Genomic DNA, 21,208 nt, shown 5'->3' with positions numbered 1-21,208 from the left:
CTGGCATGCCGGTCAACCCTTGGCCTCGGTCAGGTGCCGGTCCAGATCATCTAAACGGTCCTGCCCCCAGAACCGCTGGCCATCCTCAGTAATGTAGAACGGCGCGCCAAAGACGCCGCGTTCAACGGCCTCTTCCAGATTGGCGGCATAGGTTTCGGCACCGACCAGCAGGCCACTGTCTGCCAGATTTGGGTCAAAGCCCGCCTGCGTCAGGCAATCGCGGATCACATCATCCTGTGCGATGTCTTTTTCCTCGGCCCAACAGGCCCGCAGCAAGGACTGGACCAACTTACCTACATCCCCTGCCCCATCCTTCATCGCTGCAATCACTGCATAGGACGACGGCGCCATATTGGTAGGCCAATGCGCCGGTTGCAGATTGAATTCTAATCCCAGGTTCTTGGATTGCCGCAGCAGTTCCTGCGCCCTGTATTCATTGCGCGACGGGTGGCGATCTTTTGGCGGCGTTCCCCCCGTACGCCCGAACAGCGCCATGATATCCAGCGGTTTGTAATTGATCGTCGCGCCATGCTTGGCCGCGACCTCCTCTAGCCGCTCACCTGCCAAATAGGTGAATGGCGAAATTGTCGCAAAATAGTAGTCAATCCGGGCCATGTGCACTTTCTCCGCTGCGTTACCTTTGCTGGACGGTAAGGCCATGCTAAGCGGTGTCAACATCACGAATCTGTCACATTTGCCATTGCTGCCCGGGGACCTCAGCCGATGCCGACACTCAACGAACCCAAGCTTATCGCTGGGAACGCAAATCTTCCGCTTGCCGAATCCATAGCTCGCCGCATGAGCCTGTATCGCGGCGTCGATCAGGGTCTGGTCGATGCGAGAGTTGAACGGTTCAATGACGGCGAGATTTTCGTCGAAGTGTTCGAAAACGTGCGTGGCGAGGACATGTTCATCGTCCAGCCAACCTCGAACCCCGCCAATGACAATCTGATGGAACTGCTGATCATTGCCGACGCGCTGCGCCGGTCATCGGCCCAACGGATCACCGCCGTTATCCCCTACTTCGGTTACGCCCGTCAGGACCGCCGCACCAAGGCCCGCACGCCGATCAGCGCCAAACTGGTGGCCAACATGCTGACCGGTGCAGGGATCGAGCGGATCCTTACCATGGACCTGCACGCAGCGCAGATTCAGGGGTTCTTCGATATGCCGGTCGACAACCTCTATGCCTCGCCAATCTTTGCACTGGATGTAAAACACCAGTTCAAGAACAACCTGGATGAACTTATGGTTGTCTCGCCCGACGTGGGCGGTGTGGCCCGTGCACGTGAACTTGCCAAACGCATCAGCGCTCCCTTGTCGATCGTTGACAAACGACGCGAAAAGGCTGGCGAAGTGGCAGAAATGACCGTGATCGGCGATGTCAAAGACAAGATTTGCCTGATCGTGGACGACATGTGCGACACTGCCGGCACGTTGTGCAAAGCGGCTCAGGTACTAATGGATAATGGTGCGAAAGAGGTTCACTCTTACATCACACACGGCGTCATGAGCGGCCCGGCAGTCGAACGCGTAACCAATTCGGTAATGAAGTCGTTGGTGCTAACCGACACGATCCAGCCAACCCCAGAGATCGCAAAAGCCAAGAACATCCGCATCGTACCAACGTCTCCGATCTTCACGCAGGCGATCCTGAATATCTGGAACGGTACCAGCGTGTCGTCGCTATTCGAAGACAAGACCTTGATCCCGATCTACGAGTCTATGTACCACATGGACTAAATTTGGATCGGGCGGTCCTTTGGGCCGCCCTTCCCTTTGCAGGCCTCCGCGCCCGCGACCAACCTGCCACGAAAATCAGCGTGGTTATCTATGGAAAGTCCCATGACAGTCAACAAACGCATCGTTCTCTCCAGTGACCACGCAGCCATTGATTTACGTCAGGCTGTTGCCGACCATGTTGCGGCAAATGGATGGGAAGTGGTGGACATCGGCCCTACAACTCCCGAAGCACGCATTACCCCAAGCACGGCAAAGCCGCCGCGCGGCCGTAGCCTCGGGCGAGTGTCAGTTGGGGATTGTTCTCTGCGGCACCGGTCAGGGCATCATGATGGCGGCTAACAAGGTGCCTGGCATCCGCTGCGGCGTCTGTTCAGATGCTTTCTCGGCCCGGATGATCCGTCAGCACAACGACGCCAACATGCTGTCCATCGGTGCGCGCGTTGTCGGTGAAGGTCAGGCCTTGGATATCGTCGATGCCTTTCTGACCGCCGAGTTTGAAGGCGGCCGTCACGCGACCCGTGTGGACATGATTGAGGGAAATGAGGCCTAGAGCAGCATTTCACGCCACTTCAGACCACCGCAATCCTGGCAACGCCCGCTTGCAGAGCTTGGTTGGACCGTGTCTGGAACACGTCAATGCATGTCGGCGAAACAACTTTATGAGCGACCTGTGCCTTAGCGCTACGAATGTTGTCAAACGTAGAAAAGTTCAGACGTCTCACACCCAATTATGTTGCGGCTCCTTTCTTGGCCTCGGCGCATCAATTGCGCTGACGTCGGACCAATTTTCAACACATTACCCTGGCAAAAAATCTACAAGCACTAACTGATAGAGTTTCAGACCTCGACCCATGTCCAACACAAGCTTTCAAGACCGCATTCAACGCATCAACGCCAATAACCCTCAAGCAACCTCTGACCTTTCGCAAAAAGTAACAAAAGCTCCATCACTCCGACCAAATCACTGGAAGGTCCTTGTCGGCATACTGTTTTTGAGTGTCGGGCAACAAGCAGTAAAACAGGCGAACGAAAGTTACGAGGTTATAAAGCAAAGCTATGGGATCGGCGCCGCAGCCGGGCTGGGTGTTGCGGGGGTGTTCGCGTTAGTGGCTGGCTGTATCCTTATGTACCGCGGCATTTTGGCTGGTGACAAACAGCGGAACAAGGCGATCTCGGACGCCTCCGAAACGGGAGGGCGTCGAAAGCGTATTACGTCAAACAGGGCTCGGACCATATGTTCCATAGTGGGCTTCAGCTTTGGCGCCATTGCCACATTTTACCTTATTACAGGCAAAATCGCCCACTCGATGGATACTGAGAGTGCCCGAGTACGCCCTTGGGGCCAGCGTGATTATGATTGGTCTCCCTATGCTTTCTCTGCTCATAGGATTTATCGGACTTTTCGTGCGTGGTTTTGCCTTGGGTCGTGTTCCCGTCTTTTGCGTGCTTGGAGCTATCATAACGATTTGCGCCATAATTCTGAGCGGTGCTAATCCTTACGAGTGGAACTGGTTGTTTTCCAGACTACACTGATTATCCCGAAAAGCGCGCAGCATGTTTTTCAAACCACTTCCTGGCTCAGGCGTTGAATCAATCACGAGATATCCCAGTCATCCTCATGTGCGACCTCACCAATGGCCGTCCATGTCACCCGTATCCGGGCAATTCGCGTATCCGACCAGGTTCGGAATACGGCAAAAAAGCCCTCAGGTGTAATGTCCGCAGTCGTCACCTCGGCACGTAGCGCGGAGGACGTGTCCACATCCCACAGCGAAACTCCTATCTGGACCACCGGTGCAGATCGAAACGGTTGACTGAATGTGATGGCAGACCGTCGCTCGCGTGGCCCCTCACCCGTCCACATATCGCCGCCATCAGCGAAATCGGAAAACAGCACTGCCTCGCCTTGGTCGATACCAATAGGGTGGGTTCGAAAAGTCTTCATTGTTGATGTCTTTGTCTTTGTATTCCTTACACCTATCCTGCAGCCTCAGCAAAATCACGACAAAAAACGGCCCCGCGCAGGCAGGGCCGTTCTAAATCACAAGAATTGCCAGAGCCTTACAGGCTCATATGCGTTCCAAGGGCTTCCATGTCGGCCAGCAGTTTGGCGGCGTCGTCGACGATTGTCTGATCATCGCCTTCCTTCGCTGCCTCGTGCGACGCGCGTGCCTCGGCGATCAGATCGTCCAGGTGTGAGCGTGTCACTTCGGCAACCGGGATCGCCTTTTCGGCCAGAACCGACAGGCCATCGCCATTGATCTGAGCAAACCCACCGGTGACTAGGTATTCGCTGGACCCTTCAGGTGCTTCGACCTTCAGGATGCCCGGGCGCAGCGTGGTGATGGTGGGGGCATGGTCGGGCATTGCCGTCATGTCCCCGTCCGCGCCGGGAATCTGGACCGCCGTCGCGCTGAGCGAAGCAAGGCTCCGCTCGGGGCTGACGAGGTCGAATTGCATCGTGTTTGCCATCAGGGATACTCCTTAGGCGGCTTCTGCGGCCATCTTTTCCGCTTTGGCGATCACTTCGTCGATGCCGCCAACCATCAGGAAGGCCGCTTCGGGCAGGTGATCGTATTCGCCAGCCACAACGGCCTTGAACGACGCGATTGTGACATCCAGAGGAACCTGAACGCCCGGCGAGCCGGTGAAGACCTGCGCCACGTCGAACGGCTGCGACATGAAGCGTTCGATCTTACGGGCACGGGCCACGGTCAGTTTGTCCTCTTCCGACAGCTCGTCCATGCCAAGGATGGCGATGATGTCCTGTAGCGACTTGTAGCGCTGAAGGATCTGCTGAACATCGGTCGCAACCTGATAATGCTCTTCGCCAACGATGGCCGGGTCGAGCAGACGCGAAGTCGAGTCGAGCGGGTCAACCGCAGGGTAGATACCCTTTTCCGAGATCGCACGGTTAAGAACGGTAGTCGCATCCAAGTGAGCGAACGAGGTTGCCGGCGCAGGGTCGGTAAGGTCGTCCGCAGGCACGTAGATCGCCTGCACCGAGGTGATCGAGCCCGACTTGGTCGAGGTGATGCGTTCCTGCAGGGCACCCATGTCAGTGGCCAGTGTCGGCTGGTAGCCCACCGCCGAAGGAATACGACCCAGCAGAGCCGAAACCTCGGAACCCGCCTGCGTAAAGCGGAAGATGTTGTCGACGAAGAACAGAACGTCGGTACCGGACTGGTCGCGGAACTGCTCGGCCAGGGTCAGGCCGGTCAGAGCAACACGCGCACGCGCTCCGGGAGGTTCGTTCATCTGACCGTAAACCAGGGCCACCTGCGATTCCGACAGGTTGTCCGGTTTGATAACATTCGATTCAATCATCTCGTGGTACAGGTCGTTCCCTTCACGGGTCCGTTCACCAACACCCGCGAACACCGAGAAGCCCGAGTGCACTTTTGCGATGTTGTTGATCAGTTCCATGATCAGAACGGTTTTACCAACGCCGGCGCCGCCGAACAGGCCGATCTTACCGCCTTTGGCGTAAGGGGCCAGCAGGTCCACAACCTTGATGCCGGTAACCAGAACTTCCGACTCGGTCGACTGTTCTGCGAAGGTCGGTGCAGGCTGGTGGATGGCGCGGGATTCGGTTGCCTCAACCGGGCCCTTTTCGTCGATGGGATCGCCAACAACGTTCAGGATGCGGCCCAGGGTGGCGTTACCAACCGGAACCGAGATCGGTGCGCCCATGTCGGTCACTTCAGCACCACGAACCAGACCTTCGGTCGCGTCCATCGCGATGGTGCGGACAGTGTTTTCACCCAGGTGCTGGGCAACTTCCAGTACCAGACGCTTGCCGTTGTTTTCGGTTTCCAGCGCGTTCAGAATTTCAGGCAGCTGATCTTCGAAGTGCACGTCAACGACGGCCCCGATGATCTGTGTGACTTTGCCTTTTGCATTCGCCATATTGTTGTCTCCGGTTTTCTTACAGCGCTTCGGCGCCGGAAATAATTTCAATCAGCTCGTTGGTGATCACGGCCTGACGCGAGCGGTTGAACTGGATCGTCAGCTTGTCGATCATCTCACCCGCGTTGCGTGTCGCGTTGTCCATTGCGGACATCCGTGCACCCTGTTCAGACGCTCCGTTTTCGAGCAGGGCCGAGAAGATCGCGGTTGCAACCCCCTTGGGCAGCAGGTCGGCCAAGATGGCCTCTTCGCTGGGCTCGTAGTCGAAAACAGCACCGCTATCGTCACCCTCGGTTTCCTCGAACGAGGCGGGGATGACCTGCTGTGCCGTCGGGATTTGGGTCACAACGTTGACGAACTTCGAATAGAAGATCGTGGCAACGTCGAACTCACCTCCGTCAAAGCGCGACAGGACGTCCTTCGCGATGTCTTGCGCATTGGTGTAACCCAGACGCTTGACCTCGCTCAGGTCGATATGTCCAACGAACAGATCGCCAAAATCACGCTTGAGCGCGTCGCGGCCTTTTTTGCCGACGGTCAGAACTTTGATCGTCTTGCCTTTGGCGCGCAGCTCGTCCGCTTTTTGACGGGCCAGCTTGGCGATGTTCGAGTTGAAGCCGCCGCACAGGCCGCGTTCAGCTGTCATGACGACCAGCAGATGGACATCATCACTGCCCGTACCACGGAGCAGCTTGGGGGCGCTGTCGCTGCCCCCGACCGAAGCAGCCAGCCCCGCCATCACGGCATTGAACCGTTCGGCATAGGGACGCGAGGCTTCGGCAGATTCCTGGGCGCGGCGCAGTTTTGCAGCCGCGACCATCTGCATGGCCTTGGTGATCTTGCGGGTCGATTTGACCGACTCGATCCTGTTTTTAAGGTCCTTAAGATTTGGCATATGCCCGCCTCTCCCTTAAGCGAAGGTTGCGGCGTATTCGTCCAGCGCAGCCTTGATCTTATCGGAAGCGTCACCCTTGATCTTGGGATCTTCGTCCGTGATCCACTGAAGCAGATCCGCGTGCTTGCCACGCAGGTGCGCCAGCAGGCCAGCTTCGTAACGGCCAACATCGGACACGTCGATCTTGTCGAGGTAACCGTTGGTACCGGCGAAGATGACGCAGACGATTTCAGCATTGGTCAGCGGCGAGTACTGCGGCTGTTTCATAAGCTCGGTCAGACGCGCACCACGGTTCAGCAGCTGCTGCGTCGCGGCGTCTAGGTCGGAACCGAACTGAGCAAACGCAGCCATTTCACGGTACTGAGCCAGTTCCAGTTTAACCGGACCGGCAACCGACTTCATCGAGTTGGTCTGAGCAGAAGAGCCCACACGCGAAACCGACAGACCGGTGTTCACAGCAGGACGGATACCCTGGTAGAACAGTTCGGTTTCCAGGAAGATCTGGCCGTCGGTGATCGAAATCACGTTGGTCGGAATAAACGCCGAAACGTCACCACCCTGAGTTTCGATAACCGGCAGAGCAGTCAGCGAGCCCGCACCGAAATCCTCGTTCAGCTTGGCCGAACGCTCCAGCAGGCGCGAGTGGAGGTAGAAAACGTCGCCAGGATAGGCTTCACGTCCGGGCGGGCGGCGCAGCAGCAGCGACATCTGACGATAGGACACAGCCTGCTTAGACAAGTCATCATAGATGATCAGCGCGTGACGGCCATTGTCTCGGAAGTATTCGGCCATCGCGGTTGCAGCGTAGGGTGCCAGGAACTGCATCGGAGCCGGGTCGGACGCGGTTGCGGCCACAACGATCGAGTATTCAATCGCACCGGATTCTTCCAGCTTCTTCACCAGCTGCGCAACGGTCGAACGCTTTTGACCGATGGCAACGTAAACGCAGTACAGTTTCTTCGACTCGTCGTCGCCTGCTGCGTCATTGTACACTTTCTGGTTCAGGATCGCGTCCAGAGCAACGGCAGTTTTACCGGTCTGACGGTCACCAATGATCAGCTCACGCTGGCCACGGCCAATCGGGATCATCGCGTCAACCGATTTCAGGCCGGTTGCCATCGGCTCGTGAACCGACTTACGCGGGATGATGCCTGGTGCCTTAACGTCTGCAACGCCACGCTTGGTTGCGTTGATCGGGCCTTTGCCGTCCAGCGGGTTGCCTAGACCGTCAACAACACGGCCCAGCAGCTCGTCACCGATCGGAACGTCCACGATCGAGTTGGTGCGCTTGACGGTGTCACCTTCTTTAATGTCACGGTCGGAACCGAAGATAACGACACCGACGTTGTCGCTTTCCAGGTTCAGCGCCATGCCCATGATGCCGCCGGGGAATTCGACCATCTCACCGGCTTGTACGTTGTCCAGGCCGTATACACGGGCAATCCCGTCACCGACGCTTAGCACGCGGCCAATCTCGGCCACTTCGGCTTCCTGACCAAAATTCTTGATCTGGTCCTTCAGGATTGCAGAAATCTCTGCAGCTTGGATTCCCATTTATCCGACCTCTTTCATTGCATTCTGTAGGGAGTTCAGCTTCGAACGGATCGAGCTATCGATCATTTTCGAGCCCACTTTAACGACAAGACCGCCGATGAGGCTTTCATCAACGGTCGCATTGATTGTCACGGTCTTGCCCACACGCTCGGACAGCGTCTTGGACAGTTTATCCAGTTGCGTCTTGGTCAACGCCTTGGCCGAGGCGACATCGGCGGTCACTTCGCCGCGTTCGTCTGCCAGCATCTCGCGCAGTACCTGCACCAGTTGCGGAATAACAAACAGGCGGCGCTTTTCGGCCATCAGACCCAGCGTGTTGCGCAGGATGGTATGCAGACCCATCTTGTCGGCAATCGCGGTAATCGCTGCTTCCTGTTCGGCGCGGGATACCAGCGGCGATGCAATCAGGTCGCGCAAGTCGGCGCTTTCGCCCAAAGCTGCTGCCAAATCGTTGATGCCGGTTTCCAGACCTGCAAGGTCATTATTCTCTTTGGCGATCTCAAAGATCGCGGTGGCATAGCGTTCAGCAATGCCAGTGGAAATCGAAGCTGGTTCGGACACGTCCACCCTTCCGATATTTGAGGCCCCGATTTTGAGTAGCGGCCGCTACCACGGGGGCGTGAGGAAACCCCGCCCAGACGGCCGGGGATCAAAATCACCGGGGATGTAGCAGAGCCGAACCAAGCTAGCAATATATTATCACGGCAAGCACTTTATCCACAAAATGTTTTGTTTCAATTACTTACGAAGGGTGCGACCCTTTTATCCGGCTGGAAGGCAGGAAAAATGTTACGAAAGTGTAGGTTTTTGCGATTCCTGTGACCTATTTCCCGCAAATTCGGGCTTTGAAACGTCCCAAATCGACACAAGAATTATGCTGGCTTCAACAGTCCATCTAGCGCCTTGATCGGGCGACGTTCGGTATCTTTTGTGACGGTGCCGCTGGGGGGGCGGATGTGCTTGGTGACCTCTACCATCAGCACGCCCCCGGCCATCACCGTTGGCATGCGCTGACCGGTTTTTTCGATCAGACTGCCAGATTTCAACCAGAACCGGCGAAACGAAGGCGGCATATACAGGGCCGAGCAGTGGCCTTCGGGAATGAAGTGATGCGCCTTGAGCTGGCTTTCCAACTGCGACGCCGAATACGGGCGCCCGAATCCAAAGGGCGTTCGATCTGATCGCGACCACAGCCCGGCCCGGTTCGGCACAATGAAAATCGCGCGCCCGCCTGGTCCCAGAACCCGCCAGCATTCGTTCAGCAATTCGCTGGGCTGGCCTGAGGTCTCCAACCCGTGCATCACGACCAATTTGTCCACGTGCCCGGTTTCAATGGGCCAGAGCGTTTCTTCGGTCAGCACAGAGACATTGGGCATCCCGGCAGGCCAGGGCATGACCCCCTGCGGCCCTGGCATCAAGCCGATGACACGACGCGCTTCTACCAGATATGGCCGCAAAAGTGGCACCGCGAAGCCAAAGCCTACTACGGTCTGACCTTTGGCCTCGGGCCACAACTGCGTCAGCCGTCCACGAATAGCGGCCTGCGCCGCACGGCCCAATGTGCTGCGGTAGTAGAAATTCCTCAGATCCTGCACATCAAGATGCATTGCGGACACCTGGTCAATCGGCTTAGCTGGGCGCAGTCTAGCAACGAAAGGGCAAAAGGCCATGCCTCTTGAGATCGTAACCATCCCCTGTCTCAGCGATAATTATGCTTTTCTGGCGCATGACGCCACCAGTGGCCAGACCGCCCTGATTGATGCGCCCGAAGCAGGACCGATTCTGGCAGAACTGGACGCCCGCCGCTGGACGCTAAGTCACGTGTTGCTGACCCATCATCATTGGGATCACGTCGACGGGCTGGCCGGTATTCTGGAAAGACACCACGCCAAAGTCATTGGTGCCAGCGCCGACGCCCACCGCCTGCCCCCACTGGATCTGCAAGTGGCCGAGGGCGACTCGTTCCAGATTGGTGACGAACCGGTGCAGGTATTGGATGTGTCAGGCCACACGGTTGGTCATATTGCATTCTACATGCCGCAAAGCGCTGCCGTTTTTACCGCAGACAGCCTGATGGCCCTGGGCTGCGGTCGCCTGTTCGAAGGTACCGCGCCGCAGATGTGGCAATCTCTTTCCAAGTTGGCCGCACTGCCCGACGAAACAATCGTCTATTCGGGCCACGAATATACGCAATCCAACGCCAAATTCGCCATTACGGTCGATTCATGCAATGCTGCACTGCAGCAACGCATGGCGGATATCGACACTGCCCGCACCGCCGGAAAACCTACGGTTCCCTCGAGCCTGGCGCTGGAAAAGGCCACAAACCCGTTCTTGCGTGCCACTGACGCGTCGATTCAGGCCAATCTGGGTATGGAAAACGCCGAACCGGCGGCTGTATTTGCCGAAATCAGGGCTAGAAAAGACCGCTTCTAATGCCTATTTAGCCCTCTTCACGGCCACGGTCACAGGAAATGTGACTGTCAAGTGAAAGAAAACCCTTGAAGCCGGGCCACGATCAACCAAACTCTATTAGTATGAGGACATGGTTGAACCGGGGCCACATCCTGCCCCTTTCGACCCAAGACAGAGGAGCACCCGCGTGCCTTCATTCTCGAGCACTTTAGAACAAGCCATCCACGCGGCCCTTGCGGCTGCGAATGAACGGCGACATGAATTTGCAACGCTGGAACATCTGCTGCTGGCGCTGCTGGAAGAACCCGATGCCATCCGCGTCATGAAAGCCTGCAGCGTCGATCTGGAAGAATTGCGCAGCACTTTGGTCGAATTCATCGACGAAGACCTGTCCAATCTGGTCACCGACATTGATGGGTCCGAGGCCGTACCAACCGCCGCTTTCCAGCGCGTGATTCAGCGAGCCGCGATCCACGTGCAAAGTTCGGGCCGCACCGAAGTGACCGGAGCCAACGTTCTGGTCGCCATATTTGCCGAACGCGAAAGCAACGCGGCCTATTTCCTGCAAGAACAGGACATGACGCGCTATGACGCGGTGAATTTCATCGCACACGGTGTGGCCAAAGATCCGGCATATGGCGAAAACCGCTCGGTTTCCGGCGCGGATCAGGTCGAGGAAGAGGCTCAATCCAGCACCACTGATGGTGATCAGAAAGAAAGCGCGCTGGGGAAATATTGCATCGATCTGAACGCCAAGTCGCGTGCAGGCGATGTCGACCCCCTGATCGGTCGCGCCGATGAGGTGGAACGCTGCATTCAGGTGCTATGCCGTCGCCGCAAGAACAACCCGCTGCTGGTGGGTGACCCGGGCGTGGGCAAAACCGCCATTGCCGAGGGTCTGGCCCACAAGATCGTGGGCGGCGAAGCCCCTGATGTGCTGTCGAACACCACCATTTATTCGCTGGATATGGGCGCGCTGCTTGCGGGCACCCGCTATCGCGGTGATTTCGAGGAACGGCTGAAAGCAGTCGTGACGGAATTGGAAGATCACCCCGACGCTGTGCTGTTTATTGACGAGATTCACACCGTGATCGGTGCCGGTGCGACTTCGGGTGGCGCGATGGATGCGTCGAACCTGCTGAAACCTGCCCTGCAGGGCGGCAAGCTGCGCACCATGGGCTCGACCACTTATAAAGAGTTCCGTCAACATTTCGAAAAAGACCGCGCGCTCAGCCGCCGGTTCCAGAAGATCGACGTGAATGAACCTTCGGTCGAAGACAGCGTAAAAATCCTGCGCGGTCTGAAACCCTATTTCGAGAAGCATCACGAGATCAAGTACACTGCGGATGCGATCAAAACCGCCGTAGAACTGTCGGCGCGCTATATCAACGACCGCAAACTGCCAGATAAGGCCATCGACGTGATCGATGAGGCCGGTGCCGCACAGCATCTGGTCGCAGAAAGCAAACGCCGCAAGACCATCGGTGTGAAAGAGATTGAGGCCGTCGTTGCCAAGATCGCGCGCATTCCGCCCAAAAACGTCACCAAGGACGATGCGGAGGTTCTGAAAGATCTGGAAACTTCGTTGAAACGGGTGGTGTTTGGTCAGGACGAAGCTATCGAGGCGCTTGCCAGCGCAATCAAGTTGGCCCGTGCTGGTCTGCGCGAACCAGAAAAACCCATCGGCAACTATCTCTTCGCTGGTCCAACCGGTGTGGGTAAGACCGAAGTGGCCAAACAGTTGGCAGATACGCTGGGCGTGGAACTGCTGCGCTTTGACATGTCGGAATATATGGAGAAACACGCGGTCTCCCGTCTGATCGGTGCCCCTCCGGGTTATGTCGGGTTCGATCAGGGTGGTCTGCTGACCGACGGCGTGGATCAGCATCCGCATTGCGTGCTGCTGCTGGATGAGATCGAAAAGGCCCACCCGGACGTGTTCAACATCCTGCTGCAGGTGATGGACCACGGGGAGCTGACCGATCACAACGGCCGCACGGTGAATTTCCGCAACGTGGTTCTGATCATGACGTCGAACGCGGGTGCGCAGGAACAGGCCAAGGCCGCCATTGGCTTTGCCCGTGACCGCCGCGAGGGCGAGGATACCGCTGCGATCGAACGCATGTTCACGCCGGAATTCCGCAACCGTCTCGACGCCGTGATCTCGTTCGCACCTCTGCCGAAAGAGGTCATCCTGCAAGTGGTCGAGAAATTCGTCCTGCAGCTTGAGGCGCAATTGCTGGATCGCAATGTGACCATCGACCTGACGCCCAAAGCCGCCGAATGGCTGGCCGACAAGGGCTATGACGACAAGATGGGCGCGCGTCCTCTGGGCCGCGTGATCCAGGAACACATCAAGAAGCCTCTGGCCGAGGAGTTGCTGTTCGGCAAGCTGGCCAAGGGTGGTGTGGTTCGTGTCTCGGTCAAGAAGGGCGAGTTGAACCTGGAAATCTTCGGCCCCGATCAGCCGCGCATTCCGGGGGACAAGCCACCGCTGCTGACCGCAGATTGATTGCATCGTGATACAGAAAGAAACCCGCCTTCAACGGCGGGTTTTTTTATGTTTATTTGGTGCGCTGTGGATGCGGGCTGTGAAAATACTCTGATCGACGGCGCCGTGAAGCCCGATAGGCCGACAGAAAGACTTGAGCATAACGCAGCCCGTCGAAACTCTGAGACAAAGCGGACACCAACGCGATTCCAACGTCCCTGGCTTTGCGAATGCGCCCGGCCCTGGTTTGCACAAAGTATTCGAGATCAATGAAACGAATTTGCTGCCCGTCCCAGCACATATCCCGAAAAGCCGGGCGCCCGTGGGCTAGGTCGATTGAATGCAAGCGTGCCAACGCTTGCCCCGCCGCATGACATGCCTTTTCTTTATCCTCGGCGGTCAAAGAGTCAGACTTGCAGATGTCAGTCAGACTGGCGCCAGCATCTTCAAGCACAAAGTAGCCGGTACCTTCGGTCACAATTGCCGGGACTGGCACACCGCTGTGCCACAGGAAATGATGTGAACACCGGTCCCGGTCGAACGCCATATTCGGAGTTCCCTTTACCAGCCAAAGCAGAGGCGCAGACTGCTCAATGCGCTTCATCCAAAACGGGGTTCCTTTTAAGGTCTCAAACCGGACCACACGCCGATAAGGTGCTTGCAGGGCTTCATCAACCGCGCTTTGCAATTCAACTGCCAATTTGTTCAAATCCGTACCTGCTCAACCTATGGGGCAGATATAGGGGCATCACACTCGCCTTTCACCCAGCGCGAGCTAAAATTGCGGCGGATCGAAACCACTTTCGTCTGCCTGAAAAAGCCCATTGTAGCGATTTAACGCTCAGTCAATTTCAACTCGATCCTGCGGTTCTGGGCGCGGGCTTCGGGGGTATCGGCGGGATTGACAGGCTGGAACTCACCAAACCCGTTGGCGGCCAGCCGGTTCGGCGGGATACCCAGCGCTTCGACCATGTATCGCACCACCGAAAGCGCCCGGCCCTGGCTGAGTTCCCAATTGTCGCGATACCGGCCCGTCCCGGCCAGAGGTACGTTGTCCGTGTGGCCATCGACACGGATGACCCAGTTCAGACCCTCGGGAATTTCTGCCGCTACACTGCGCAGGATATTGGCCACCTTGGCGACCTCTTGCCGCCCGACCGGCGACAGCGTAGCTGATCCTGTGTCGAACAGCACCTCGGATGAGAAAACGAACCTGTCTCCTTCGATCCGCACGCCTTCTTCATCGCCTAGGACATCGCGCAAACGACCGAAGAATTCAGAACGGTAACGCTGCAGGTCCTCGGCCTGTGCTGCCAGTTCTTCGGCCTCGGCCTCTAGGCGAACGCGCTCGGCCTCTTCCAGCAGTCGGCGGCGACGTTCTTCCGACGCGGCCCGCGCCAACGCTGCATTCAGGTCCTGACCCAGCGTCTGGATACGGATATCGGCGGCCGCATTGCGCTCCTGATAATCGTCCAGCAACGCCTGCAACCCACCCAATTGTTCGCGCAGTGCCGCCATTTGCTGATTGAGCAATGCCGTTTCGCGCTGCGCTTTTTCCGAAATCGCCTGCTCATTCGACAGCGTATCACGCGCAACGGCCAGCAAGGCCGCGCGTTCGTCGGCCAATGTGCGTTGTTCCTGCGCTTCAGCCTGAGCCTCGGTCCGGGCTGCCAAGGCTGCCTCAAGCCGAGCTTGCAGATCTTCTGCGTTCAAGGCCCCAAACTCCCGTTCCAATTCGGCTTTTGCAGCCTGTGCAGCGGCCAACAGTGTCAAGGTCTCTTCAGCCTCTTTCCGCTGCGCTTCCAGCGCCAAGGTCATGGCCGTCAGTTCAGCATCCGCGTTCAGCAATCGGTTGCGCAGATTTTCGGCGGCGGCGGCCTCAGCCAGCTTGGCAGCCTCTTCGGTGCTCAGTTGTTCTTCTAGCTCAGAAATCCGCGTGGACTGCGCCGCATCGCTTTGTTCTAGATCAGCAACCAAGGCTTCCAGCGCCTCGCGTTGCGCTGCAGCCAGACGCGCGGCTTCGGTCTGTTCATCGATCTCAGCGCGGCTTTGCGCCAAGGCCAGATTCAACGCGCCCTGCTCATCAACCAACTCGGCGATTTGACCCTGTGCACGCTCCTGCTCTACCAGTAGGGCCGCGACCTGAGCCTCAAAATCGGTCAGTTGGATCTGCGCTTGCACCAGTTCGTTCTCTACCTGCGACAGAGTCGAGTTCAACACACCTAACCGCGCTTGCAACCGGCTGTTTTCCCGTTCTTCCAGCCCCAACGCTCCGGCCAGCGCCGCAACCTCATCCGACAAGGCTGTCAGTTCGTCCTCTTGCCCGGAAATAGTCTCACGCAGCACAAACTGCACGACCATGAAGATCGTCAGCACAAATGTCAGCACCATCAAAAGTCCGGTGATCGCATCCACAAAACCGGGCCAGACCGACCCCTGGAACCGTTGACCTGTGCGTCGGGACAGGGCCATGGATTACTCTCCTTCCGGAGCGGTTCGCACGGCGCCTCGGGGTAAGGTCAGGGCTTTGACCAGCAATTCGATATCCTTGCGCAACTCGCTCATGCTTTCCTGACGGCCAGCCGAGATTTCTTCGAGAATACGAAGCAACTGCACATCCATCGAGCGCAGGCGCATACGGCTTTCGGCGTCTATCCCGTCACCAGCCCCCTGTTCGCGCATGTGATCCAGCAGGGCGTCCTGCCCAAGCGCAACCCGTTCCAAGGCAGCTGTCACGCCCTCGGTATCGGACTGTCGCACGTTCATTTCGCCGATCGAATCCGCCAATTGGCCCAGTTTGGACGACACCGCAGCGCGATCAGCCTCTTGCGCTGAAAACAGATCCTGCAGTGCGTTCATCTGTTCGGACATGGCATCCAATACTGGCGTCAGAACCGCCAGTTCAGCGCCACCTTCATCGCTGGCCCCGAAGCCAACGCGGGTGATCGAGGATAACCATTCCTCAAGCTCGCGGTAGAACCGGTTCTGTCCATGGCCCGCAAACAATTCCAACAGACCAACGATCAGCGATCCAGCCAGACCCAACAACGAAGACCCGAAAGCCACGCCCATGCCCTGCAGCTGCGATTCCAGCCCGACCATAAGGCGGTTGAACACGGCCAGCCCCTCTTCACCTTCCTTCGGGTTAAGGCTGCGGATCGTGTCCACGATGGCGGGAACCGTGGTGGCCAGCCCGAAGAACGTGCCCAAAAGACCCAGATAGATCAGGACGTTGGTGATATAACGGGTGATCTCACGTTCTTCCTCGACCCGTTCTGCGACTGAATCCAGAATGGACCGTGTCGAAGTTGAGCTGATCTGAGACCGCGCGCCCCGTTCGCGCAGCAGGGATGCCAACGGTGCCAGTAATTGCGGTGTGCGGGCATCTTCGCGCACAACACCGCCCACAAACGCCTCGATCCATCGGACAGAGCCGATCAGTTGGGTCACCTGAAAGAAACAGGCGAAAACACCGATGATGAACACCAGGATGATAAAGCCGTTCAGGTATGGGTTGGCCTCAATCACCGGCATCACATAGGGCAAGGCCATAAAGACGCCCAACCCGGCCAGACCTATTGCGACCAACATCATCACAATCTGTCGAATGGGATGCGAGAAATGAGGTCTCGCGCCCTGATGTGCCTGCGCCATGCGCGTGGTTCCCGGTTTTTGCCTGCTCTGCGCTGAATCTAGCGAACTTATACCGGTGACGCCAAGGGTTTATGCGATGATATCACGCACACGTTGCGCCAACCACTCAAGATCGGGGTCGCGCAGGTCGATCTCGGCCAAATGTTCGGCGGTGTTATAGAGGTATTCGGTGTTTGGCCCCCGCCCGCCGACCGCATGGGCGATTATCTGGGCCTGCTCTTCCAGAGGGATACCGCCGCAATACTGCACATGATCGGCGTCGATCACGTAAGTCACGGCATTCACAACCTCGCCGCTGTCCAGGTGCAGGTCCAGCATTTTCTCGACATAGGCTGACGAGATCAGCTCGCGCTCGCGCAATTCATGCAGGGTGCGGTCTTCGTGTCCTGCCTCAACCGCCAGAGCCAGCCCCTTGCAATTGGCGTCGGCCTGTTCGTCCAGCGCCAGAACCAGACCAGGATGGTCTTCAGTACCGCGATGGTGGATCGAGCTCATGCAAAAGGACCGCGCATAACCGTTCAGTGTGGCGCGTTCGCTGCGGGCCACCGGAAAGCCCGGATTCCACAGCAGCGATCCATATCCGAAAACCCACATCGTCATAGCACTGGTCCTTGCCCGTTTGCGTCTATAAACATCAATTCCGAGGTGGGAAAAAGGGCGAACTGCCATGCGCGGTCTGATACGGGTAATCATTTTCATCGCTGTAATCTGGAGCGTCTATTGGTTCGTCGCCGGATTCGGCCTGCGCAACGCGATCACCGCATGGTTTGACAAACAGCAGGAACAGGGCTGGCAGGCTGATTTTTCAGACGTTGAAACTGCCGGGTATCCACTGAACCACATGACGCGCCTGAATAACCCGGCGCTGGCCGATCCGGTCAATGGCACCGCCTGGAGCGCGGACTGGATCGAATTCCAAAGCCCGGCAATCTGGCCTGGTCGACAAGTGCTGCGATTTGCCGACACGCCGCAGCGTCTGTCCTATTTCGATCAGACCGCAACCATTCAGGCCACCGACCTGCAGGCCGAACTGGAACTGCAACCCGGCGTGGCGCTTATGTTGGAAAAGATGGCTCTGACTGCCGGGCCGTGGTCGATCACCGATGATTCCGAGGCTTTGGCCGGGGGCAACACATTGGCCCTTGTGATGGAACAGACTGCCACCCCCGAGGCATATGTGATCAGCGCGCAGGCAGACGGCTTCACCCCCGGCGATGACCTGCGCGAACTGATGCGTTCGGCCACTACCCTGCCGCAAGCGTTTGAAACGCTGGAGCTGGACCTGACGGCCACTTTCGACAAGGCATGGGATCGATCCGCGCTGGAACAAAGCAGACCGCAACCGGTTAAGCTGGACTTGCGCCTGGCAGAAATGAAATGGGGCGCGCTGCGCCTGTTCGCAACCGGAGAGCTGGACGTAGACCCGCAGGGCATTCCCACCGGAGAAATCGCGATCCGGGCCGAAAACTGGCGCGACATGATCGCCATGGCCAATGCAGCGGGCGCCCTGCCCGATCAGGCGGTGGACCCTGTGACAACAACGTTGAACTTTCTAGCCGGGCTTGGCGGCAACCCCAATGCGTTGGACGTGCAGCTGAATTTCCGCGATGGGTTTGTCGCCATGGGCCCAATCCCTTTGGGCCCGGCACCGCGTCTGATCCTGCGTTAACGGCAGTACGGCCCGCGACGATGGCGTGCCGTATCCAGGTGGAAATGATCGCGATGATACCGGTCCGCATTCGGCCCCAGAACCGTGCCAAACGGGCCGCACGCCCCGCGCCAGACTTTGGTCAGCTGACGTTTTGACGGGTTCTTTCGCCAGCCGTTCAGAACGGTCACGACCTCTCCGTCTGCCATCTTAAAGCCCGAGATGTCGATTGCCCGGCCTTTGCCGTGTTCTGAAATTCTGGCCCCTTTTTGATTGTTTCGGGTCCGACAAGCGTAATGGGCAGCGATCTGAAGCTCGGCCACCGGACCGCGCCGCTTGAAGGTGGGTTTAACCGTTTTGTCGACCCATTTGTTCAATGCCATCGCCGTACCGCAATCCATCGTCGACGGGCGGCTGAGCACCACACCTGAAACCGAGGTGATTTGCACAGCATCCTTGATGCCGCAGGCCTTGATACGACCGGGCACATTTCCGACAGGCTTGCCCTGAATAGCAATATCCCCACAGACCGAAGTTTTGCGCAGTTTGCGTTTCTTGAACAACGCCTCCTGTTCCAATTCCTTGGGCCGTAGATACGGCATCAACGAGGTATCCGGCCCCAGCAACGGCAATTCCGAGGGGCGCGCTGCCACGGCTAAGACCTGCGGCGACTCAGGGCGCAATACAGGCCGTGTCTTCACATTGGGCAACGGGCTGGCAAAAGCCAGAACAGCGGTCGTTGCGGGCCGCGCCATAGGAACGAGCGACTGTTCAGGAGGCGCTGCGTTGGACACTGTGGCGCAGACCGCCAAATATCCAATCACAAGGAACCTCCAGCCGCGTTTCATGGGTTTGCCTTTCCCCGTCCGAAATCAGGCGCATCCGTATCCTGCCCCGCATCGATAATCCCACGCCGGATCGCGCGGGTACGAGTGAAATAGTCAAACAGATGTTCGCCATCGCCGGTGCGAATAGCACGTTGCAGCGCAAAAAGCTCCTCGGTAAAGCGCCCGAGGATTTCCAGGGTCGCGTCTTTGTTGGTTAGGAACACATCGCGCCACATGGTCGGGTCCGACGCCGCGATGCGGGTGAAGTCCCGAAAACCAGCGGCCGAATACTTGATGACCTCGCTATCGGTGACGCGGCGCAGATCGTCTGCAACCCCCACCATCGTATAGGCAATCAGGTGCGGCGCATGTGAGGTCACGGCCAGAACCAGATCGTGGTGGTCCGCGTCCATCTCATCCACATTCGCGCCCATTCCTTCCCAAAGCGCACGCAAACGGGCGATTGCGTCCGGGTCCGAACCTTCAACCGGCACCAGCAGACTCCAGCGATTATCGAACAGTTCGGCAAACCCGGATTCGGGGCCGGAATGCTCGGTCCCTGCCAGCGGGTGAGCCGGTATGAAATGCACTCCTTCGGGAATATGGGGCGAGACCGCCTCTATCACGTGCCGCTTGACCGAGCCCACATCGGTCACCGTCGCGCCCGGTTTCAGGACCGGTGCGATTTCTTGCGCGACCGTCCCCATTGCGCCGACGGGTACGCAAAGCACTACCAAATCAGCACCCTCAACCGCCTCTTGCACCGTGTCACAGACGCGGTCGCACAGGCCTATCCGACGGGCAGTATCGCGTGTGGCCTCGGACCGGGCATAGCCGGTGACCTCACCCGCAAGACCCGCGCGTTTGATGGCCCAGAACATGGACGACGCAATCAGGCCCAGCCCGATCAGTGCGACGCGGTCGTATACCTGGCTCATGCGGCGCCCCCTTTGAATGCGGTGATGGCCGCAACGACACGGCGGCATGCCTCTTCATCGCCCACGGTAATCCGCAAGGCGTTGGGCAGGTTGTAACCCGCCACACGGCGCACGATCAAACCCTGCGTCTTGAGGTAATCGTCACAGGCCTCGGCCTCGGCCTGATCGGTGAAACGGGCCAGTATGAAATTGGTGCAAGACGGGTCTGTAGGCACGCCAATCTTGGCAAGTTCTTCCGAAAGCCAAACGCGCAGCCGGGCGTTTTCGCCGTGACAGAAGGTCAGGTAGTCGTCGTCTTTCACCGCCGCTTCGGCCGCAGCCAACGCGGTCAGAGACAGGTTGAACGGCTGGCGCACACGATTCAGCACGTCGATGATCGATTGCGCGGCATAGCCCCAACCGACCCGCATTCCGCCCAGCCCATAGATCTTGGAAAACGTACGGGTCATGATCACGTTCTCGAACCGATCCACTAAAGACGCACCACCATCGAACCCGTCGACGAATTCTGCATAGGCTCCGTCAATGACCATCAGACAGCTTTGCGGCAAAGCTTCGGCCAACCGCACAAGGTCCGCCTCGCCGATCATAGTCGAAGTCGGATTGCCTGGATTGGTGACAAACACGATGCGCGTTTGCTCGGTAACCGCGGCAAGGATGTTGTCCACGTCCACGTGACGATCCCGTTCCGGCACCATGACCGGCGTTGCCCCGGCCATGCGGGCGATAATCGGGTACATGGAAAACCCGTGCTCGGTGTAAATGACCTCATCCCCCGGCCCGGCATAGGCTTGCGCCACGAATTGCAGCACCTCGTCACTGCCCACACCGCAGATGATCCGCGCGGGGTCCAGCGCGTGACGTTCCCCGATCGCGGCACGCAGGCTAGCGTGGTCGGTGCTGGGATAACGATGCAAGGTCACGGCACTGTCGCGCACCGCCTCAATCGCCTTGGGGCTGGGCCCGAACGGGTTTTCGTTAGAACTGAGCTTGATCACATGCTCGACCCCGGCCACATGCGACTGGCCGCCCTGATACAGCGCGATGTCCATAATGCCGGTTTGAGGGGTGATCTTGGTCATAAGAGGCTCCGTTAATTGGAGCCTCTCATACCCGTCTCAACGCGTTGAGAAA

General features: G+C 58.0%; 19 protein-coding genes and 1 pseudogene. 5 read left to right on the top strand and 15 right to left on the bottom strand.

Annotation, left to right across the window (positions count from 1 at the left end):
• Nucleotides 1–12: 12 nt before the first annotated feature.
• Complete coding sequence (locus tag ACR3EP_RS00440) at nt 13–615, bottom strand: DsbA family protein (protein WP_480635789.1); 603 nt, start codon at nt 613–615, stop codon at nt 13–15.
• Between the two features lie 108 nt (nt 616–723).
• On the opposite strand from ACR3EP_RS00440, the gene ACR3EP_RS00435 reads away from it, so the two are divergent.
• Nucleotides 724–1,743 carry a ribose-phosphate pyrophosphokinase gene (locus ACR3EP_RS00435; protein ID WP_170347825.1) on the top strand — a complete coding sequence of 340 codons (1,020 nt, stop codon included), beginning with the start codon at nt 724–726 and terminating at the stop codon, nt 1,741–1,743.
• 102 nt (nt 1,744–1,845) lie between these two features.
• Nucleotides 1,846–2,293, top strand: a pseudogene (rpiB, locus tag ACR3EP_RS00430) (ribose 5-phosphate isomerase B).
• 1,044 nt (nt 2,294–3,337) lie between these two features.
• On the opposite strand, the gene ACR3EP_RS00425 reads toward rpiB, so the two are convergent.
• From ACR3EP_RS00425 to ACR3EP_RS00395, 7 genes are all read right to left on the bottom strand, one after another.
• Entirely contained in the window at nt 3,338–3,688 is a 351-nt protein-coding gene (locus tag ACR3EP_RS00425) for an H-type lectin domain-containing protein (protein ID WP_480635787.1), read from the bottom strand.
• A gap of 116 nt (nt 3,689–3,804) precedes the next feature.
• Nucleotides 3,805–4,215 (bottom strand): F0F1 ATP synthase subunit epsilon, encoded by a 411-nt coding sequence (locus ACR3EP_RS00420; protein WP_170374225.1) that lies wholly within the window; start codon nt 4,213–4,215, stop codon nt 3,805–3,807.
• A 12-nt stretch (nt 4,216–4,227) separates the two neighbouring features.
• Nucleotides 4,228–5,652 carry a F0F1 ATP synthase subunit beta gene (gene atpD, locus ACR3EP_RS00415; protein ID WP_170347820.1) on the bottom strand — a complete coding sequence of 475 codons (1,425 nt, stop codon included), beginning with the start codon at nt 5,650–5,652 and terminating at the stop codon, nt 4,228–4,230.
• Between the two features lie 19 nt (nt 5,653–5,671).
• On the bottom strand, nt 5,672–6,547 hold the full coding sequence (locus ACR3EP_RS00410; RefSeq protein ID WP_058280013.1) for a F0F1 ATP synthase subunit gamma: 876 nt from the start codon (nt 6,545–6,547) through the stop codon (nt 5,672–5,674).
• A gap of 15 nt (nt 6,548–6,562) precedes the next feature.
• The gene (gene atpA / locus ACR3EP_RS00405; RefSeq protein ID WP_170347819.1) at nt 6,563–8,101 is read right to left on the bottom strand and encodes a F0F1 ATP synthase subunit alpha; all 1,539 of its coding nucleotides are present in this window, start codon (nt 8,099–8,101) and stop codon (nt 6,563–6,565) included.
• Complete coding sequence (locus ACR3EP_RS00400; protein WP_480635784.1) at nt 8,102–8,662, bottom strand: F0F1 ATP synthase subunit delta; 561 nt, start codon at nt 8,660–8,662, stop codon at nt 8,102–8,104.
• Nucleotides 8,663–8,973: 311 nt separating this feature from the next.
• The gene (locus ACR3EP_RS00395; RefSeq protein WP_480635782.1) at nt 8,974–9,708 is read right to left on the bottom strand and encodes a methyltransferase domain-containing protein; all 735 of its coding nucleotides are present in this window, start codon (nt 9,706–9,708) and stop codon (nt 8,974–8,976) included.
• 61 nt (nt 9,709–9,769) lie between these two features.
• Here ACR3EP_RS00395 and gloB point away from each other — a divergent pair, with 61 nt between their 5' ends.
• Entirely contained in the window at nt 9,770–10,537 is a 768-nt protein-coding gene (gene gloB / locus ACR3EP_RS00390; RefSeq protein ID WP_480635781.1) for a hydroxyacylglutathione hydrolase, read from the top strand.
• A 166-nt stretch (nt 10,538–10,703) separates the two neighbouring features.
• On the top strand, nt 10,704–13,028 hold the full coding sequence (gene clpA, locus ACR3EP_RS00385; protein WP_170347815.1) for an ATP-dependent Clp protease ATP-binding subunit ClpA: 2,325 nt from the start codon (nt 10,704–10,706) through the stop codon (nt 13,026–13,028).
• A gap of 52 nt (nt 13,029–13,080) precedes the next feature.
• Here the strand turns inward: clpA and ACR3EP_RS00380 are convergent, their stop codons facing one another.
• The 4 genes from ACR3EP_RS00380 to ACR3EP_RS00365 all read right to left on the bottom strand — a co-directional run bounded on the left by ACR3EP_RS00380 (nt 13,081) and on the right by ACR3EP_RS00365 (nt 17,261).
• A complete protein-coding gene (locus ACR3EP_RS00380) occupies nt 13,081–13,611 on the bottom strand; it encodes a phosphotransferase (RefSeq protein ID WP_480635779.1) in 531 nt (176 codons plus the stop codon).
• Nucleotides 13,612–13,841: 230 nt separating this feature from the next.
• Nucleotides 13,842–15,479: a peptidoglycan -binding protein gene (locus ACR3EP_RS00375; RefSeq protein ID WP_480635777.1), complete on the bottom strand. Its 1,638-nt coding sequence runs from the start codon at nt 15,477–15,479 to the stop codon at nt 13,842–13,844.
• Nucleotides 15,480–15,482: 3 nt separating this feature from the next.
• On the bottom strand, nt 15,483–16,661 hold the full coding sequence (locus ACR3EP_RS00370; protein ID WP_480635776.1) for a biopolymer transporter ExbB: 1,179 nt from the start codon (nt 16,659–16,661) through the stop codon (nt 15,483–15,485).
• Between the two features lie 69 nt (nt 16,662–16,730).
• Nucleotides 16,731–17,261 carry a gamma-glutamylcyclotransferase gene (locus tag ACR3EP_RS00365; RefSeq protein WP_480635774.1) on the bottom strand — a complete coding sequence of 177 codons (531 nt, stop codon included), beginning with the start codon at nt 17,259–17,261 and terminating at the stop codon, nt 16,731–16,733.
• Between the two features lie 67 nt (nt 17,262–17,328).
• Here ACR3EP_RS00365 and ACR3EP_RS00360 point away from each other — a divergent pair, with 67 nt between their 5' ends.
• Entirely contained in the window at nt 17,329–18,330 is a 1,002-nt protein-coding gene (locus tag ACR3EP_RS00360; RefSeq protein ID WP_480635772.1) for a DUF2125 domain-containing protein, read from the top strand.
• Here the strand turns inward: ACR3EP_RS00360 and ACR3EP_RS00355 are convergent.
• The 3 genes from ACR3EP_RS00355 to hisC are packed head-to-tail and all read right to left on the bottom strand — an operon-like array spanning nt 18,327 to nt 21,156.
• On the bottom strand, nt 18,327–19,157 hold the full coding sequence (locus ACR3EP_RS00355; protein WP_170347809.1) for an extensin-like domain-containing protein: 831 nt from the start codon (nt 19,155–19,157) through the stop codon (nt 18,327–18,329). The genes ACR3EP_RS00360 and ACR3EP_RS00355 overlap by 4 nt on opposite strands.
• Nucleotides 19,154–20,074, bottom strand: coding sequence for a prephenate/arogenate dehydrogenase family protein (locus tag ACR3EP_RS00350; protein ID WP_480635771.1), 921 nt, complete (start codon nt 20,072–20,074; stop codon nt 19,154–19,156). The genes ACR3EP_RS00355 and ACR3EP_RS00350 overlap by 4 nt, the downstream gene beginning before the upstream one ends.
• A complete protein-coding gene (hisC, locus tag ACR3EP_RS00345) occupies nt 20,071–21,156 on the bottom strand; it encodes a histidinol-phosphate transaminase (RefSeq protein WP_480635769.1) in 1,086 nt (361 codons plus the stop codon). The genes ACR3EP_RS00350 and hisC overlap by 4 nt, the downstream gene beginning before the upstream one ends.
• Between the last annotated feature and the right edge of the window lie 52 nt (nt 21,157–21,208).

The organism is Ruegeria sp. BB10 (genome assembly GCF_056535725.1).
Note: the sequence above shows the minus strand (reverse complement) of the source record. Positions and strands in the feature narration are given on the sequence as shown.

Excerpts from the sequence above, each read along its gene's own strand:
- ACR3EP_RS00410 (WP_058280013.1), bottom strand. The coding sequence starts at position 6,547 with ATGCCAAATCTTAAGGACCTTAAAAACAGGATCGAGTCGGTCAAATCG.
- ACR3EP_RS00435 (WP_170347825.1), top strand. The coding sequence starts at position 724 with ATGCCGACACTCAACGAACCCAAGCTTATCGCTGGGAACGCAAATCTT.
- ACR3EP_RS00425 (WP_480635787.1), bottom strand. The coding sequence starts at position 3,688 with ATGAAGACTTTTCGAACCCACCCTATTGGTATCGACCAAGGCGAGGCA.
- ACR3EP_RS00420 (WP_170374225.1), bottom strand. The coding sequence starts at position 4,215 with ATGGCAAACACGATGCAATTCGACCTCGTCAGCCCCGAGCGGAGCCTT.
- ACR3EP_RS00440 (WP_480635789.1), bottom strand. The coding sequence starts at position 615 with ATGGCCCGGATTGACTACTATTTTGCGACAATTTCGCCATTCACCTAT.
- ACR3EP_RS00395 (WP_480635782.1), bottom strand. The coding sequence starts at position 9,708 with ATGCATCTTGATGTGCAGGATCTGAGGAATTTCTACTACCGCAGCACA.
- gloB (WP_480635781.1), top strand. The coding sequence starts at position 9,770 with ATGCCTCTTGAGATCGTAACCATCCCCTGTCTCAGCGATAATTATGCT.
- ACR3EP_RS00350 (WP_480635771.1), bottom strand. The coding sequence starts at position 20,074 with ATGAGCCAGGTATACGACCGCGTCGCACTGATCGGGCTGGGCCTGATT.
- ACR3EP_RS00380 (WP_480635779.1), bottom strand. The coding sequence starts at position 13,611 with ATGAAGCGCATTGAGCAGTCTGCGCCTCTGCTTTGGCTGGTAAAGGGA.
- ACR3EP_RS00365 (WP_480635774.1), bottom strand. The coding sequence starts at position 17,261 with ATGACGATGTGGGTTTTCGGATATGGATCGCTGCTGTGGAATCCGGGC.
- atpA (WP_170347819.1), bottom strand. The coding sequence starts at position 8,101 with ATGGGAATCCAAGCTGCAGAGATTTCTGCAATCCTGAAGGACCAGATC.
- atpD (WP_170347820.1), bottom strand. The coding sequence starts at position 5,652 with ATGGCGAATGCAAAAGGCAAAGTCACACAGATCATCGGGGCCGTCGTT.
- hisC (WP_480635769.1), bottom strand. The coding sequence starts at position 21,156 with ATGACCAAGATCACCCCTCAAACCGGCATTATGGACATCGCGCTGTAT.
- ACR3EP_RS00360 (WP_480635772.1), top strand. The coding sequence starts at position 17,329 with ATGCGCGGTCTGATACGGGTAATCATTTTCATCGCTGTAATCTGGAGC.
- ACR3EP_RS00375 (WP_480635777.1), bottom strand. The coding sequence starts at position 15,479 with ATGGCCCTGTCCCGACGCACAGGTCAACGGTTCCAGGGGTCGGTCTGG.
- ACR3EP_RS00370 (WP_480635776.1), bottom strand. The coding sequence starts at position 16,661 with ATGGCGCAGGCACATCAGGGCGCGAGACCTCATTTCTCGCATCCCATT.
- ACR3EP_RS00355 (WP_170347809.1), bottom strand. The coding sequence starts at position 19,157 with ATGAAACGCGGCTGGAGGTTCCTTGTGATTGGATATTTGGCGGTCTGC.